Source organism: Bradyrhizobium sp. (genome assembly GCF_036735945.1).
Lineage (GTDB): Bacteria > Pseudomonadota > Alphaproteobacteria > Rhizobiales > Xanthobacteraceae > Bradyrhizobium.
The window spans coordinates 44,824-60,422 of record NZ_DAINNI010000027.1; the positions used below are offsets into that span (position 1 = coordinate 44,824).

The following is a 15,599-nucleotide window of genomic DNA, read 5'->3' on the forward strand; positions in this document are numbered from 1 at the left end:
ATTCCGGGATGGTGCGTAAGCACCAGACCCGGAATCTCGAGATTCCGGGTTCGATGCCTCGCATCGCCCCGGAATGACCTGAAAGTCCTGAGCATGGCAAGCATTCAATGTCTGTAACCACACTACCATCGCGCGTCGTGGCGACCCGGCAACCAAGCTGGATCGCACGCCTGCTCGACTACAAGCCGTTCCTGATCGTGATGTGCCTGACGCCCGCGATCGGGCTGCTCGCGGTGTTCCTCACCTATCCGCTCGGTCTCGGCGTCTGGCTCGCCTTCACCGACACCACGATCGGCCGGAGCGGCGTTTTCGTCGGCTTTGAGAATTTCCAGTATCTGTTTACTGACCCCCTGTGGTGGGGCGCAGTGTTCTACAGCGTCTTCTACACCGCGGTCGCGACCTTCGGGAAATTCGCGCTTGGCTTCTGGCTGGCGCTGCTGCTCAACAACCATTTTCCGCTCAAGAGCCTGCTTCGCGCCATCGTGCTCCTGCCCTGGATCGTTCCGACGGTGCTGTCCGCGCTGGCATTCTGGTGGATCTACGATCCGCAGTTCTCGATCATCTCCTATCTGCTGGTCGACGTGCTGCATGTCCGGACCACCAACGTCGATTTCCTCGGCACGCCCTGGGCGGCGCGCTTCTCGCTGATTGTCGCCAATATCTGGCGCGGCATTCCCTTTGTCGCGATCTCGCTGCTCGCGGGCCTGCAGACCATCTCGCCTTCGCTCTATGAGGCCGCGATGCTCGACGGCGCCACCGCCTGGCAGCGCTTCCGCTACATCACCCTGCCGATGATGATGCCGATCCTGGCGATCGTGATGACGTTCTCGATCATCTTCACCTTCACCGACTTCCAGCTCGTCTACGCCATCACCCGCGGCGGCCCTGTCAACTCCACCCACCTGCTGGCGACGCTCGCCTTCCAGCGCGGCATCGCCGGCGGCGAGCTCGGCGAAGGCGCGGCGATCGCGGTGTCGATGATCCCGTTCCTCGTGTTCGCGACGTTGTTCAGCTACTTCGGCCTCGCGCGCCGCAAATGGCAGCAGGGAGAAGCCAATGACTGACGTCGCCGCCTCACCGGGCAACAGCAACGTTGCCAGCGCCACGCCGGACACCATGTCGTGGGATTCGCGCGCGCGGCGGGTCATGATGATCTACCTGCCGCTGTCCTGCTTCGTGCTGATCCTGCTGTTCCCGTTCTACTGGATGGCGATCACCTCGTTCAAACCGAACGCGGAACTGCTGAACTTCAAGGATCACAATCCGTTCTGGATCACCTCGCCGACGCTGGCGCACATCAAGCACCTGCTGTTCAACACGGCCTATCCGACCTGGCTGAAGACCACGATGATCGTGGCGGTCTGCTCGACCTTCCTTTCGCTGTTCGCCTCGACGCTCGCCGCCTACGCGATCGAACGGCTGCGCTTCCGCGGCAGCCCCTATGTCGGGCTCGGCATCTATCTCGCCTATCTGGTGCCGCCCTCGATCCTGTTCATTCCGCTCGCCACCGTGATCGTGCAGTTCGGCCTGTTCGACTCGCCGTTGGCGCTGATCCTGGTCTACCCGACCTTCCTGGTGCCGTTCTGCACCTGGCTCCTGATCGGCTATTTCAAGTCGATCCCCTATGAGCTCGAGGAATGCGCGCTGGTCGACGGCGCGACGCGGCTGCAGATCCTGTGGCGGATCACGCTGCCGCTCGCGGTGCCCGGCCTGATCTCGGCCGGCATTTTCTCCTTCACGCTGTCGTGGAACGAGTTCATCTACGCGCTCGCCTTCATCCAGAGCGGTGCCAACAAGACGGTGCCGGTAGCGATCCTCACCGAGCTCGTCACCGGCGACGTCTACCAGTGGGGCGCGCTGATGGCCGGCTCGCTGCTCGGCTCGCTGCCGGTCGCGCTGTTCTACTCGCTGTTCGTGGATTACTACGTGTCGTCGCTGACCGGCGCGGTGAAGGAGTAGGGCTCGGAGTCACCTCTCCCGCTTGCGGGAGAGGGAGTGCAGCTGCGCCGCGGAGGCTCCGCTGCAACCTACCTGATATAAAACGCCACCGGCGCGCTGAACGGCATCGAGGACTGCTTCACGTCGGCCGGAAACGCGGGAAACGGCTGGGCGCGGCGCACCATCGCGACCGTTTCGGCGTCCAGCGCCGCATGGCCGGATGAGCCGCCGAGGCTGACCGACATCACGCCGCCGCTCCGGCTCAGCGTAAAACTCACCCGCGCGGTGCCCTGCTGGCCGGCCGCCTTGGCGGCGGGCGGGTACTGCTTGAAGCGCTGCAGATGGGCGGCGACCATCTGCCGGTAGGAAGCGAGCGCCGCGGCCAACGCGCCGGCGCTGGCGGCCGATGCGGCGGGGGCCCGGCGCTCGGCCTTCGGGGAAGCCGTGGTGCGTGGCGCCGGCGGCGCGTCGGTCGGCTTCTTCGCTTCCGCGCGCACCACTTTGGGCTTTACCGGCGCGGGCTTCTTCTCGGGCTCGACCTTGACCGGCTCCGGCTTCGGCGGCGTCGGCTCGCTCTTCTGCTCCGGCGGCGCGACGACCTCGGGCTCTTCCTGCGGCGGTGTCGGCGCGATCTCTTCCTGCACGACCTCCTGCTGCGCCGCCTCGGGCGGCGGCGAGGCATCGGCCTGCTGCATGACGGGTCCCGGCGCGAGGTCCATCTGCGTCGGCTGCGGTGCGGCCGAGACCGGCGCCATGTCGACCATGATGACCGGCAGCGAGACGCCGGGCAGCGGCCGTTGCGTCACCCAGTTGATCCCGAACGCGATCAACGCGGCGTGCGCTGCCAGGATCGCGACCGCCGACACGCCCCAGCGCCGGATGGTGGCGTGATCGGAGACATCATGGAGCGCGAACGCATTCATGGGATCAGCTACGGCCGTCGAGGCCGACCAGCGCGATCTTGAGATAGCCGGCATTGCGCAAGAGGTTCATCACCTCCATCAGGTCGCCGTAGCTGACGGCCTTGTCGGCGCGCAGAAAGATCCGCTCGTCCTTCTTGCCGTGCGTGGCGCTGTCGAGCGTCGAGGTCAGCACATCGCGCGCGATCACGTCCTCGCCGACCGCGACCGAGAGATCCGGCTTCACGGTGACGAAGACCGGCTGGTCCGGACGCGGCGACGGCTCGACCGCGCTGGCGGGCAGATCGACGCCGAGATCAACGGTTGCGAGCGGGGCGGCGACCATGAAGATGATCAGCAGCACCAGCATCACGTCGATGAACGGCGTGACGTTGATCTCGTGCGCCTCGACAAGGTTGTCACCCCCGCCGCGCCCCCGTCCGCCGATGGTTTGCCCGAGCTTTGCGCCCATCGCCCTACTCCGCAGCGCGCGCCAGGCGGAATGCGCCGCGGTCGCCCTCACGGCTGATCAGGAGCAGCACCAGCGCCGAGGCGTCGCCGAGCAGCGCGCGATGCGCTGCAATGGTGCGGGTCAGATGGTTATAGATCACGACCGCCGGGATCGCCGCGACCAGACCGAGCGCGGTCGCGAGCAGGGCCTCGGCGATACCGGGCGCGACGACCGCAAGATTGGTGGTCTTGGCTTCGGAAATGCCGATGAACGAATTCATGATGCCCCAGACCGTGCCGAACAGGCCGACGAACGGCGCGGTGGCGCCGATGGTTGCGAGCACGCCGGTGCCGCGCGCGATCTGCCGCGACATCGCCGCCTCCACCCGCTCCAGCCGCAGCGCGACCCGCTCCTTCAGCCCATCGTCGAAATGGCCGCCGGAAAGGCTGGCCTCGCGCGCCGCCGACTGGATGATCTGCGCCACGGCATCGTGGCCGCCGCGGGTTTCCTGCTCGGCCCTGGCGAGCACCGTATCGGCTTCCAGCATGCCGAGGCGGCGCCTGGCAGTCGTCGTCTTGCGGCGGATCTCGATCGTCTTGGCGAGCCAGATCGTCCACGTCACCAGCGAGGCGAAGGCGAGCCCCACCATCACCGCCTGCACCACAAGGTCCGCATTCACGAACATGTTCCAGGGCGACAGGTTGCGCGGCAGCAGCGCCGTGTCGGTGGCGGCGAACGCGGCTCCCGGCAGGAGGGCCAGGCCGGCCGCGCCGCACCAGCGGATCATAACGTCCAGCACTCTTGGCTGCATGGTCGTCTCCCGGGCTGACTTACTGATCGCACTACGCCGCACGGGCGGCCGCGATCCTTTCGCCCAACGCATGAAAGCGCTGCAACTGATCGCTGCGCAGTGCGCGCTGCTCGTCGCGGCCGACGAACACCTTGAACATGATGCCGCCGTCGACATTGATGAAGGCGATGAAGGCCGACGATTTGCCCATGAAGGGACGCTCGACAAGGGCGATCGCCGCGCAGCGCTCATGACGCAGATGGCCGTGCAAGCCCTTCGGCTGCATCAGGTTGAAATAGCCGCGGCCGACCTCGCCGGCCGGCACGCTGCCGGTGAACTCGAAGATCGCATCGTCGGTGTGCACGATCAGCGTCACCTCGCCCCATTGCGCGACTTCGTTCATCGCGGCGCCGAACTCGGTGCCGGCGCCGAAACGCACCATCGTCTCCGGCAGCGCCTCCAGCACGGCGCGCGGCGTGACCTTTCGCTCGCGCGCGACGTCCTCGATGACGGCGCCGGGATTCTCAGCCATATGCGCCTTGAGATCGGCGAGATCCGTACTCAACATGACAGCCCTCCTCAGGCGGCGGCGCTGGACTTGCGCTCGCTCAGGATCACCTCAAAGCCCTCGAACTTGGGATGGCCGAGATAGAGGCTCTCGCCGGTCTTGTTGTCGGCGCGGGCATGCGCGCGGCGGAATTCTTCCGAACGGGTCCAGGCTTCGAACGCCGCCTTGTCCACCCAGACCGTGTGCGAGGAGTACAGCGTGTGATCCTCGGCGACGGGGCCCTTGAGCAGATGAAACTCGACGAAGCCCGCCATGCTGCCGAGATAGGATTCGCGCGAGCGCCAGACATGCTCGAAGGCCGCCTCGGAGCCAATCTTCACCTGGAACCGGTTCATCGCGATAAACATCTGAAATCTCCTTTGGCTTGGTGGCTGGGGTGCGCCTGGCGTACCGCTCGAGTTGGTTGAAAACATGGATGCACCGAAGCCGCGCTGGAGCATCAGCGCGGCCCGGTGCCTGGAGGTGAAGGTCTCGCGCGAGACCGCGCTTCGTCGTGTCAGGTTCCTCCGAAGTGATATCTGAGGCCGCCCTTGAAGACGATTCCAGCGGCGGCGCTGGCCCATTTGACGTCGTTCTGGGTGTCGCCGGTGCTCCCGACCGGAATAGCGTAGGGCCGATAATACTGATTGAGAAGGTTCTCGACCGAGAAATTGAACGTGAGATCCCGCGTCGGCTGGTACTGCAGATAGAGATTGACGAGATCGTACGACGTTGCCGGCGTGTAGTTCGGAGGAAGGTTATTGTTGGCGATCGCCGACGTCCACATCATGGAAAGAATCAGCGTTCGATCGAGCAGCCGGACGCCGGCCGTCGTCGTGATCTTCTGCGGCGGCACGCTGTATAGCCCAAACCCCGTCTTCAGGTTCTTGCCGTCCTGGAAGGAGCCGGAGATGCCCGCGTACCACAGGCCGGCGTCATACATCGTCTCGGCCTCAAAACCCTGGATTCGCGCCTCGGCGACGTTCTGATACTGCAGGAAGGGCAGCGCGCCGAACACCGGGTGTGGCGTGCCGAAGGCCACCTGGTCGATGAAATCGGAGATGTCATTGCGGAAGAAGTTGATCTTGCCGCGGAAGCTGTCGCCGCCGATGAACAGGTCGTTCTTCCTGATGTTGAATCCGATTTCCTTGTTCTTGCCGACCTCCGGACGCAGGTTCGGATTGGGCAGGAAGCAGAAGGTCGAGTCCGCGCCGGGGCCTGGCGTGCCCGACGGGCAGCGGAAGAATGAATCGAAGGCCGTGGCGCCGGCGTGCGGGCCGCTGACCAGCGTCTCCGTGATCGACGGCGCGCGGTAGCCCTCGGCATAGCTGGCATAGGGCGTCACCACAGCCACCGGCATCAGGGCGACCGTGATCTTCGGCGACAGCCGGTCGCCGCCCGAAGACGTGGCACCCGATTCGAGGCTGTAATTGTCGTAACGCAGCGCGCTGATGGTCTCGAGCAGGGTGCCGTAGGTCGCCTTCCACTGCACAAACCCGCCGGAGACCGTGCGCTTTCCGCCCGGCGTCGTGACATCCGACGTGCCGCGCAGGTCGGCGGTCTTCACGCTGTCCTGGAACGCATCGACCCCGTAGGTGACCGCGTGGCGCCAGTCCGCATATTCGAAGCGCGAGGTGTTGTGCACGTCGACACCGACGGTGTCGAGCAGATAACCGCGATTGTCGCCGATACAGCCGGAGACCGCATTGCCCGGCACGCCGCCACAGAACGCGGATGGCGTCGTGCTGGTGTGGAACGTCTTGATCTGATCGTTCTCGGTGCGATTCCAGTAGACCTTCGCATCCCAGTCGAACACCTTGTCGTCCGGCTGCGAATATTTCCAGCCGAGCGTCGTCGTGTAGTTCTTCACGTTGCTATGATAGATCGACGTGCCGTTGAGGTTATTGGTCCCGTTCGGGTTGGTCGAATTGGGATCGCCGGCGCGGCGCGGCGGCTGGCCCACATTGTAGATGTCTTCCTGGAATACGGTGCCGAGCTTGACTTCATGTCCGTCCGCGGGACGCACCGTCACCTTGGCGATGCCGGCACTGAGCCGGTTCCCGGTGTTGGCGACTTCGAAGCCGGTGCCGTCCTTGTAGCTCTCCTGCGTGCTGTAGGTGCCGCCGGCAAAGAAATCCACATTCGGTGTGACATGGACACCGCCGAACACCGATCCGAGGGCGCGTCCCTGATTGGTGCCAAGTATGGTCTTGGCGTCGACACCCCAACGCTCGCCCGGACGAACGACGTCATCGATGTCCTTGGTGCGGAACGATGCGACGCCGCCGATCGCGCCCGAACCATAGATGTTGGCGGTGGGGCCGCGCACGATGTCGATGCTGGAGACCAGTTCGGGGTTGAGGAAGAATGAACCGTTCGCGAAATGGCCGGTGCGCTGATAGTTCTGCCGGGCGCCATCGACCACCACGGCGACGCGACCGAAATCCTGCAGGCCGCGAATGTTGATCGAGGTCGACGGCTCGTCGCCACGATCCTGCACCCAGACGCCGGGAATATTGTAGAGAAGTCCGCCGAGCGTGCTGGCCTGACGGCCCTGGATCTGCTCGAGCGTCACCACGCTGACCGGCGCCAGCGCGTCGATCGCACGCTCTTCGGTCCTCGAAGCCGCCACCGTGATCGTATCGAGCGACTGCACCGGCGCAGCTCCGATCTGCGCCCGCGCATTCATCACCGGCGCGCTTGCCTCTCGATCCTGCGGCGGCTTCGCCGGCTTGCGCCGCGACTGCTTCTGCCGCTCCGACGCGCCGCTTGCGCTCTGCGTATCCGCCGTCTGCGCGTTGCCGGCTTCCCCGGCCAGCAACGCAATTGAAAACACCGACGCGCCCAACAGGAGGGCGCACGAAATCCTAGCCCCGTCAGCCATACAACCCCGACCCTGATATCTGCTCTTGGGTTTGGCTGGCGGGCGCTGCGCGCAATTCGCGAGCTGCTTGCTGGCTACCACATTCCGGATGCGGGCATTTCGCCGGCATCATCTCATGCTTGGTTACGTGGCAGGTTCCGGGCGGTCAAGAAGCGCACATGGTACTTTACAGCTATTGTAAATTGCCACGGTTGGATTGCGGCGCATCGCAACTGTACAAATATGGCCCATCACACATGCTTTCGGGGCGCCACCAACGAGATGTCCGCAACAACTGGAGACAACGCCCGGACACCGGCCGGCGCTGCCGCTTCTGCAGCCAGATCGCTTGTGGTCAAGGGGAATCGGATCGATAGCCGCGAGCTGTTCGCGACCGAGCGCGAGATTATCATCGCGCATGGCGAGGATACTTATCGCCTGCGGCTGACGTCGCAGAACAAGCTGATCCTGACCAAGTGATCGATCGGATGAGACCTGCAATGACAATTTGTCGCACGCCCGCATGGTCGGCCGCCGCATGTTGCTTGCTGCTCGGCGGCGCAGCGCTGGCTGCGGGCATCACCGTGCATGATGCGCGCAACCGCGACGTCGCCATTGGCGATCCGGCGCGCATCGTCTCGATCGGCGGCGCGATCACCGAAATTCTCTACGCGCTGGGATTCGAGGATCGCCTCGCCGGCGTGGACTCGACGAGCCTCTATCCGGCCGCGGCGCTGCGCGACAAGCCGAATGTCGGCTACATGCGCCAGCTTTCGGCCGAGGGCGTGCTCGGGCTCAATCCCTCGCTGGTGCTCGCGGCGCAGGGATCGGGGCCGAAGGAAACCATGGACGTGCTGGAGGCTGCCAAGGTGCCGTTGGTGCTGGTGCCCGAAATCTTTTCGGAAGCGGGCCTCGTCGAGAAGATCAAGCTGGTTGGCCACGCGATGGGGGCGGACAAGCGCGCCGAATGCCTGACTGCCGCAGTCACCGATGATCTCGCTCAACTGCGCGAGCTGCGCGCCAGGGTAACCAGGCCGGTGCGCGTCATGTTCGTGATCTCGCTGTTGAACGGCCGCGCAATGGCCGCGGGCAGGAACACCGCCGCGAACGAAATCATCGCGCTTGCCGGCGGCGCCAATGCGATCGACGGCTATGAGGGCTACAAATTCATCAACGACGAGGCGATCGTCGCGGCGAAGCCCGACGTGGTGCTGTCGATCCAGCGTGGCAACGAATCGGTGGATGCGGAAGCCGTCTACCTCCATCCCGCCTTCGCGCTGACCCCCGCCGCGGCCAACAAGGCCTTCATCTCCATGGACGGCCTTTATCTGCTTGGCTTCGGCCCGCGCACGGCGGCTGCCGCGCGCGATCTTTCGGTCAAGCTCTATCCGGCGCTGGCGCCGCAGGCGGAGAAGTTCAAGCCGGCGGTCCTGGCCGCCGATTGCCGGCGATGACCGCACTCGCCGGGGCCGGCGCAAGGCGCCGCGGCGGCTATGCATTGCGGCCGCCCGCTACGCTGACCCTGCTGTGCCTTTTCGCCGCGCTTGCCGGCGCGGCCCTGGTCGCGCTCACGGTGGGCGCGGCGGGAATTCCGCTTGGCCGGTTGCCGGCCGCGCTCGGCCTGTGGAGCGATGTGTCGGCAGGACCGAGCCTTGTGCGCGACCAGCTCGTGCTGTGGTCGATCCGGATTCCACGGATCGGCGCAGCGGCGATGGTCGGCGCCCTGCTCGCGGCGTCGGGCGCCATCATGCAGGGGCTGTTCCGTAATCCCCTCGCCGACCCCGCGCTGGTTGGTGTCTCCTCCGGCGGCGCACTGGCGGCGGCAGCCGCCATCGTCTTCACCGACAGCCAGATCGGCCAGAGCGTCCGCTTCATGCAGCATCAGCTATTGCCGATCGCGGCCTTCGCCGGATCGCTGCTGACGACGATCCTCCTCTATTCGATCGCGAGCCGCGGCGGGCGGACCTCGATTGCGATCTTCCTGCTGGCCGGCATTGCCATTGCCGCCATCGCCAATGCCGGCATCGGGCTGCTCGTGTTCATCGCCGACGACCGCCAGCTCCGCGACATCACGTTCTGGATGCTCGGCTCGCTCAGCGGCGCGACCGGAGCGAAGCTCGTCACGCTGGCGCCGGTGCTGGGCGTGGCTGCGATCGCCTGCGTCCTGATCGCGCGCGGCCTCGATGTTCTCGTCCTTGGCGAGGCCGAAGCATTTCACAGCGGCGTCGACGTCGAGCGGCTCAAGCGCATCTCGATCGTGCTGGTGTCGGCGATGACGGGCGTGGCGGTTTCGGTCTGCGGCGTCGTCGGCTTTGTCGGCATCGTGGTGCCGCACCTGCTGCGGCTGGTGATCGGACCGGCGCACCGGCTGCTGCTGCCCTCCTCCATGCTGCTCGGCGCGGTGCTGCTGACAGGAGCCGATACGCTGGCGCGCACCATCGTCGCGCCCGCCGACATGCCGATCGGCATCCTGACGGCGGCGGTCGGCGCGCCGTTCTTCCTCGTCATGCTGCTCCGCCAGCGCGGCCTGGTGTCGCTGTGACCGCGCTGCTCGAAGCGCGGTCGGCCTCGATGACGATCGGCGGCGCCACGCTGGTCGACGATGTCGATCTCAGCGTCCAGCCCGGCGAAATGGTCGCGATCGTCGGCCCCAACGGCGCCGGCAAATCGACGCTGCTGCGAATGCTGTCGGGCGATCTCCGCCCGACCAAGGGCCGCGTCGCGCTGAAGCAGCGCGATATCGATGCCTATCCGCCGCGGCTTCTCGCCCATCACCGCGCGATGCTGTCGCAGCATGTCAACGTCACCTTCCCGTTCACGGTCGAGGAAATCGTCCATATGGGCGCTGGCGACAGCGGCCGCGCATCGGCGCAACGGCTGGTCGATGCCGCGCTCATCGAGGTCGACCTGACGCATTTCGGCCAGCGGCAGTTGCCGACGCTCTCCGGCGGCGAGCAGCAGCGCGCGCATTTCGCCCGCGTGCTGGTTCAGCTTGCCTGCGGCGAGGCGCAGCACGGCCCGGGACTGCTCCTGCTCGACGAGCCGACTTCCAGCCTCGACATGCGCCATCAGATCGATCTCGTCGAAACGGCGAAGCGGCGCGCGCAGAACGGCACGGCCGTGATCGCCGTGCTGCACGATCTCAATCTCGCGATGCGTTTCGCCGATCGCATCGTGCTCCTGCACCGGGGACGGCTCGCCGTCGACGGGGGCCGCGCCGAGGCTGTTACCGCCGAGACCATCCGCCGGATCTTCGAAGTGGATGTACGGATCGACTACACCGACCAGGGCGTGCCGTTCCTGCTGCCGCAGACCATGCGGCCGGCCAGCGCGCCGACGGCATAACGCCGCAACCCTTATCCCACGGCGTCATCGGTCCTTCACAGAACTGTCAGCCGACTGTAACAGCCGCTCCGCAAGACAGGCGCATCGTCACTACTTAAGGAGATCCGCCATGCGCGTTTCGTTGCTCTGTTCTGTCGCGTCCATCTTTCTGGCAGGCGCCGCCTTCGCTCAAGGGGAAGGCGAATTTCCCGCCACGCTGAAGGGCCATGCCGTGCTGCCGGCCGAGAGCTTCATCGAGGCGCCCGCCGATGCGCCCGCCGATCTCAAGACCGCGGGAAAATACACCAGCGGCAAGCGCGTCGACGCTACAGGCAGCGTGATGGGCAAATCCTATGAGCGCCCGACCGGCGTGTCGCTGCCGTTCAAGGGCCAGCCGCTGCAGGGCCATTCCGGCATCAAGGTGATGGCGGACGGTTCGTTCTGGGTGCTCACCGACAACGGCATGGGCTCGCGCTACAACTCGGCCGACTCGATGCTCTATCTCAACCGGCACAAGATCGACTGGGCCAGCGGCAAGATCGAGCGGCAGGAAACCGTGTTCCTGCACGACCCCGACAAGAAGGTGCCGTTCCGCATCGTGCATGAGGATACGGCCAGGCGCTATCTCACCGGCGCCGATTTCGACACCGAAGGTTTTCAGATCATCGGCGACACCTTCTGGATCGGCGACGAGTTCGGCCCCTATGTGCTGAAGGCCGACAAATCAGGCAAGATCCTCGCGGTGATCGAAACCACCGCCGACGGCAAGCCGGTGCGCTCGCCGGACCACTGGTCGGTGCAGTCGCCGGCGGCGCCGGGCGCGAGCTACACCACGGTCAATCTGCGCCGCTCCAAGGGCTATGAAGGCTTTGCCGCCTCCAAGGACGGCAAGTTCCTGTACGGCCTGCTCGAGGGCCCGCTGTGGGACGGCGAGAAGAAGGACTGGGAAAAGGTCGACGGCAAGGAAGCCTCGCGCATCCTCGAATTCGACGTCGCGGCTGAAAAATTCACCGGCCGCTACTGGAACTACGTGTTCGAGCAGAACGGCAATGCGATCGGCGATTTCAACATGATCGACCCGACGAGCGGCCTGATCATCGAGCGCGACAATGGCGAGGGCACCGCCGACAAGGCCTGCCCGGCCGGCCAGCGCGGCGAGAACTGCTTCCCTGACCTCGCCAAATTTAAGCGCGTCTACAAGATCGAACTCTCCGACGCCAATGTCGGCAAGCCGGTGCGCAAGATCGCCTATATCGACCTGATGAAGATCAGCGACCCCGACAAGAAGGCGAGGAAGCCGCTCAATGACGGCGTGCTGACCTTCCCGTTCTTCACCATCGAGAACGTCGATCGCGTCGACGCGACCCACATCATCGTCGGCAACGACAACAACCTGCCGTTCTCGTCGAGCCGCGATCCCAACAAGGCCGACGACAACGAGTTCGTGCTGCTGGAAGTGGGCGAATTCCTGAAGGCAAAGTGACGCTCGTTGCGTCTGCTCTCCCTGCTCCACTCCCTCTCCCCGCTCTTTCGCTGGGAGAGGGCGAAGGGGAGCCCGCCATTGCGGTGCCGGCCGCCGGGCGCTCAGCCGCGGCAACCTTGACCTGAATCAACGACAGGGGCCCTACCCGGGTCTTCGATGAAGATCCGTTGATAAGGAGAAGTGCCATGCTGGTCCGCGACGTCATGGTTGCCCCGGTCATTACCGTCGAGCCCTCCGCCTCCGTGCAGGAGGTTGCAAAGCTCTTCCTGGAAAAACAGATCAGCGCAGTTCCGGTGCTGGACGGCAAGGGCAAGCTTGTCGGCATTGTCAGCGAAGGCGATCTGCTGCACCGCGTCGAGGCAGGCACGGAGCGTCACCGCTCGTGGTGGCTTCGGGCATTGGTCCACGATCAGGTCCTGGCGGACGAATACATCAAATCTCACAGCCGCAAGGTCTCGGACGTCATGACCCGGGATGTCATCACAGCCTCTCCAGGCATGCCGCTCCACGAGGTCGCCGCCCTGATGGAGAAGAACGCGATCAGGAGATTGCCGATTCTGGAGAACGGCCAACTGGTCGGCATCGTCAGCAGGGCCAATCTGCTTCAGGCCGTGGCTAGCGCACGCCAGTTGCTCGACGTAGCCCCCACGGACAAGGCGATCCGCGACCGCATCCTCGCCAACCTGAAGCGGGAAGCGTGGGCCCACACGGGGCTGCTGAACGTCACGGTCTCCAACGGTATCGTCGATCTCTGGGGCCTCGCGGAATCGGAGACTGAGCGAAAGGCGATAAAGGTTGCGGCAGAATCCACGCCCGGTGTCACCGCTGTCCATGACAACATGGTCGTGTACCGGAGCGCAGGCTGGGCCTAGAGGTCGGCGGAAGCCGGATTGCTATTCCGGCTGCCGCCATCATCCTCCTCGCGGGCTCAGCCCGCCGGCACCATCACGACGCCCTTGTCCTTGGGCCAGCGGATGCGCCAGGCGAAGCTGATGTCCCTGACCTCGCCGGCCTTGGCCTCGAACGCCCATTCCAGCACGCCGCGCCTGTCGCGGATGTTGCTGGTGCTCGGCGGCGTCGTCGACGGCAGCATTTCGACCTGGATCTCCTCGTTCTCGCTGACCGGCAACTGGTCCTCGATCGCGACCCGAATCGGGAAGTCGTGGCCGTTGCGCACGGTGGTCTTGAACGCGCGCTCGTCGGTCTTCGACGTCGTCACGAGCAGGCCGGCCGATCCCTCGTTGCGCTTGAGCACGGTGCGTTCGACCTTGATCTTGTCGTCGGCGCCGAAGCCGAGCCGCACCGTCTCGTCCTTGGCGGCAGCCGCCATCTGGCCGCGTCCGACGAAGACGCCGTCGCGATAGATCGAGACCCGGCCCGGCAATAGCGGCGCGTCCTCGCTCTGCTTGAAGCTCGCTTCGAGGAACGTGGTCGGATCCAGCACGGGCGCCGCGCGGACGGCGAGATCCGGCGCGATGGCCGCACTGGAGACACGCAGGCTCTTGGCCCCTTCGCTGGCGCCAAGGCTGACGCGGCCGGGAATCTTGAACACGACCTGGAAGCCGCTGACATCAACCGCGGCCTGCTGCTCGGCCGCCTTCTCCATCACGGGCTCATCGCTCCTTCCTCCAGTGAAGCGAAACTGCCTTAGCCTGTCCGGAGGCGGTGCTGCAGCAGGCATTGCACTATCGGAGGCGGCCCCCGCCGCCATCGGACGCGGTAGTTGCGGATATTGAACGACGAGCGACTTCAACTCCGGCGCGCTGCCGCCGCGCGCGGTGCGCACGGTGGAGACGCTGAGCGCGACGTCGGACCAGTCTTCGCCGGTCGACTGCGTGATCTCGGCGCGGCGCACCAGTTCGAGCGCTGGCTTGCGATCCCGGGCGCCGGTGTCGAGCCGGGCGTCATAAAGCGGAGTCCAGCGCGCGTTGCGCACCGCGTAGGTCACGCGCAGCGTCGCCTTGGTCGCGGCAACGGCTGCCAGCTCGATCCGCACTTCCAGCTTGCTCGGCGGCTTCTGCGCCCGGTCCTGCTCGAGGCGGGCGATCTCGCGGTCGATTTCGCGCTGCTTGCGCTGCGCATCACGGATCGCGGCATCGGCGCTGGCGATTTCCTCGCCGACCGCGGCAAACGCCGCACGCCATTCCGCGATCGGTCGCGCCTCACCCTTGTCTCCGATGCCCGCGGGAGAAGCATCGGCAAACCGCTCGGCGAATTTGCGCCGTGCGTTGGCCGCATCGATCGCGCCCTGCAGGTTGGTCCGCTCGTCCTTCAGCGCCTCGATGCGCTTGTCGAGTTCAGGCAGGTTGAACGGCGGCGCCGCGCGCGGCGGCCTGGCATCGATCGCGCCGATCGTCAGCCTGGCGCCCGCCTCGCCTTCGACGCGGAGCGAGGATGGATCGAGCGTCAGCGGAAAATCCTTCAGCACCGCTGAATTCTCGCCGGCCGGCAGGTCGAGCGTGACGAGGCGCGTGACACTGGCGCCGTCGGGATAGACGGTGACGGCATCGACCGCCGAACTGGCCGGCAGTTCGGCCGCCCGCGCCCCGCCGGCCAGCGCCGTCAGCACGAGAAGGCTCGCCGTCCAAAAACTGTTCGCAATCAATCGCATGGGCTTCTCCTGAACTGTTCGCCTGATGGCGGCGCGCGAAAACGGCCGACCATCCCAGGTCATGAGACGCAGCGAGGGAGAAACGGGTTCGACCGGAATTTGCGGCAAGATCGCGGCAAGAAGCTTGAGCAAGCCTCGACTCCGTCGAGGCTTGCTCAAGCTTCTTGCCGGCTTTACGACACCAGCGGCCTATTTAGAACACCAGCGCCTTGGCCTGCTTCACCTGCGGCAGCGCCCGCACCTTGCTGACCACGTCGGCCGGCACCGGGCCGTCGATCTCGACCAGCGCGATGGCGTCGCCGCCCTGCTTGACGCGGCCGAGATGGAAGGTGGCGATGTTGATTTTGGCGTCGCCGAGCAGGCCGGCGAAGCTGCCGATGAAACCGGGCTTGTCTTCGTTGGTGACGTAGATCATCGACTTGCCGAACTCGGCATCGACGCGGATGCCCTTGATGTCGACCAGCCGCGGCTTGCCGTCGTGATAGACGGTGCCCGACACCGAACGTTCCTGCCGCTCGGTGACGACGGTGACGGTGATCAGGCTTTCATAATCGCTCTGCGAAGCGCGCACGATCTCGTCGACCACCATGCCGCGCTCCTTGGCGACGACAGGCGCGGAGACCACGTTGACTTCGCCGAGCATCGGCCGCAGCAGGCCCGACAGCACCGCCGAGGTGATCGCCTTGATCTTCA

The 15,599-nt window shown here is 65.5% G+C and carries 16 protein-coding genes; 8 read left to right on the forward strand and 8 right to left on the reverse strand.

Annotated elements, in window-relative coordinates; genetic code table 11:
• The first annotated feature begins 107 nt into the window (after positions 1 to 107).
• Positions 108 to 1,064, forward strand: a complete 957-nt coding sequence (locus V7E26_RS12325; protein WP_324416177.1) for a carbohydrate ABC transporter permease — start codon at positions 108 to 110, stop codon at positions 1,062 to 1,064.
• Positions 1,057 to 1,959 carry a carbohydrate ABC transporter permease gene (locus V7E26_RS12330; RefSeq protein ID WP_324416179.1) on the forward strand — a complete coding sequence of 301 codons (903 nt, stop codon included), beginning with the start codon at positions 1,057 to 1,059 and terminating at the stop codon, positions 1,957 to 1,959. Before V7E26_RS12325 ends, V7E26_RS12330 begins: the two co-directional genes overlap by 8 nt.
• A 68-nt stretch (positions 1,960 to 2,027) precedes the next feature.
• Here the strand turns inward: V7E26_RS12330 and V7E26_RS12335 are convergent, their stop codons facing one another.
• The 6 genes from V7E26_RS12335 to V7E26_RS12360 all read right to left on the reverse strand — a co-directional run bounded on the left by V7E26_RS12335 (position 2,028) and on the right by V7E26_RS12360 (position 7,509).
• Complete coding sequence (locus V7E26_RS12335) at positions 2,028 to 2,861, reverse strand: energy transducer TonB (protein ID WP_324416181.1); 834 nt, start codon at positions 2,859 to 2,861, stop codon at positions 2,028 to 2,030.
• Positions 2,862 to 2,865: 4 nt separating this feature from the next.
• On the reverse strand, positions 2,866 to 3,309 hold the full coding sequence (exbD, locus tag V7E26_RS12340; protein ID WP_324416183.1) for a TonB system transport protein ExbD: 444 nt from the start codon (positions 3,307 to 3,309) through the stop codon (positions 2,866 to 2,868).
• 4 nt (positions 3,310 to 3,313) lie between these two features.
• A complete protein-coding gene (exbB, locus tag V7E26_RS12345) occupies positions 3,314 to 4,099 on the reverse strand; it encodes a tonB-system energizer ExbB (RefSeq protein ID WP_324416185.1) in 786 nt (261 codons plus the stop codon).
• Positions 4,100 to 4,130: 31 nt separating this feature from the next.
• Positions 4,131 to 4,646: a heme utilization cystosolic carrier protein HutX gene (gene hutX, locus V7E26_RS12350; RefSeq protein WP_324416187.1), complete on the reverse strand. Its 516-nt coding sequence runs from the start codon at positions 4,644 to 4,646 to the stop codon at positions 4,131 to 4,133.
• An 11-nt stretch (positions 4,647 to 4,657) separates the two neighbouring features.
• On the reverse strand, positions 4,658 to 4,993 hold the full coding sequence (locus V7E26_RS12355) for an antibiotic biosynthesis monooxygenase family protein (RefSeq protein WP_324416189.1): 336 nt from the start codon (positions 4,991 to 4,993) through the stop codon (positions 4,658 to 4,660).
• Between the two features lie 149 nt (positions 4,994 to 5,142).
• Positions 5,143 to 7,509, reverse strand: a complete 2,367-nt coding sequence (locus tag V7E26_RS12360; protein WP_324416191.1) for a TonB-dependent hemoglobin/transferrin/lactoferrin family receptor — start codon at positions 7,507 to 7,509, stop codon at positions 5,143 to 5,145.
• 261 nt (positions 7,510 to 7,770) lie between these two features.
• On the opposite strand from V7E26_RS12360, the gene V7E26_RS12365 reads away from it, so the two are divergent.
• The 6 genes from V7E26_RS12365 to V7E26_RS12390 all read left to right on the forward strand — a co-directional run bounded on the left by V7E26_RS12365 (position 7,771) and on the right by V7E26_RS12390 (position 13,167).
• Positions 7,771 to 7,968 (forward strand): hemin uptake protein HemP, encoded by a 198-nt coding sequence (locus tag V7E26_RS12365; RefSeq protein WP_324416193.1) that lies wholly within the window; start codon positions 7,771 to 7,773, stop codon positions 7,966 to 7,968.
• A gap of 20 nt (positions 7,969 to 7,988) precedes the next feature.
• The gene (locus tag V7E26_RS12370) at positions 7,989 to 8,942 is read left to right on the forward strand and encodes a heme/hemin ABC transporter substrate-binding protein (protein WP_324416195.1); all 954 of its coding nucleotides are present in this window, start codon (positions 7,989 to 7,991) and stop codon (positions 8,940 to 8,942) included.
• Complete coding sequence (locus V7E26_RS12375; RefSeq protein ID WP_324416197.1) at positions 8,939 to 10,030, forward strand: FecCD family ABC transporter permease; 1,092 nt, start codon at positions 8,939 to 8,941, stop codon at positions 10,028 to 10,030. The genes V7E26_RS12370 and V7E26_RS12375 overlap by 4 nt, the downstream gene beginning before the upstream one ends.
• Positions 10,027 to 10,833, forward strand: coding sequence for a heme ABC transporter ATP-binding protein (locus V7E26_RS12380; protein ID WP_324416198.1), 807 nt, complete (start codon positions 10,027 to 10,029; stop codon positions 10,831 to 10,833). Before V7E26_RS12375 ends, V7E26_RS12380 begins: the two co-directional genes overlap by 4 nt.
• Positions 10,834 to 10,942: 109 nt before the next feature.
• Complete coding sequence (locus V7E26_RS12385) at positions 10,943 to 12,295, forward strand: esterase-like activity of phytase family protein (RefSeq protein ID WP_324416200.1); 1,353 nt, start codon at positions 10,943 to 10,945, stop codon at positions 12,293 to 12,295.
• A gap of 185 nt (positions 12,296 to 12,480) precedes the next feature.
• Entirely contained in the window at positions 12,481 to 13,167 is a 687-nt protein-coding gene (locus V7E26_RS12390) for a CBS domain-containing protein (RefSeq protein WP_324416202.1), read from the forward strand.
• A gap of 56 nt (positions 13,168 to 13,223) precedes the next feature.
• Here V7E26_RS12390 and V7E26_RS12395 read toward each other — a convergent pair whose 3' ends face one another.
• On the reverse strand, positions 13,224 to 14,906 hold the full coding sequence (locus V7E26_RS12395) for a mucoidy inhibitor MuiA family protein (RefSeq protein ID WP_324416204.1): 1,683 nt from the start codon (positions 14,904 to 14,906) through the stop codon (positions 13,224 to 13,226).
• A gap of 193 nt (positions 14,907 to 15,099) precedes the next feature.
• A partial coding sequence (locus tag V7E26_RS12400) for an ACT domain-containing protein (RefSeq protein ID WP_324416206.1) occupies positions 15,100 to 15,599 on the reverse strand: 500 nt, incomplete at its 5' end.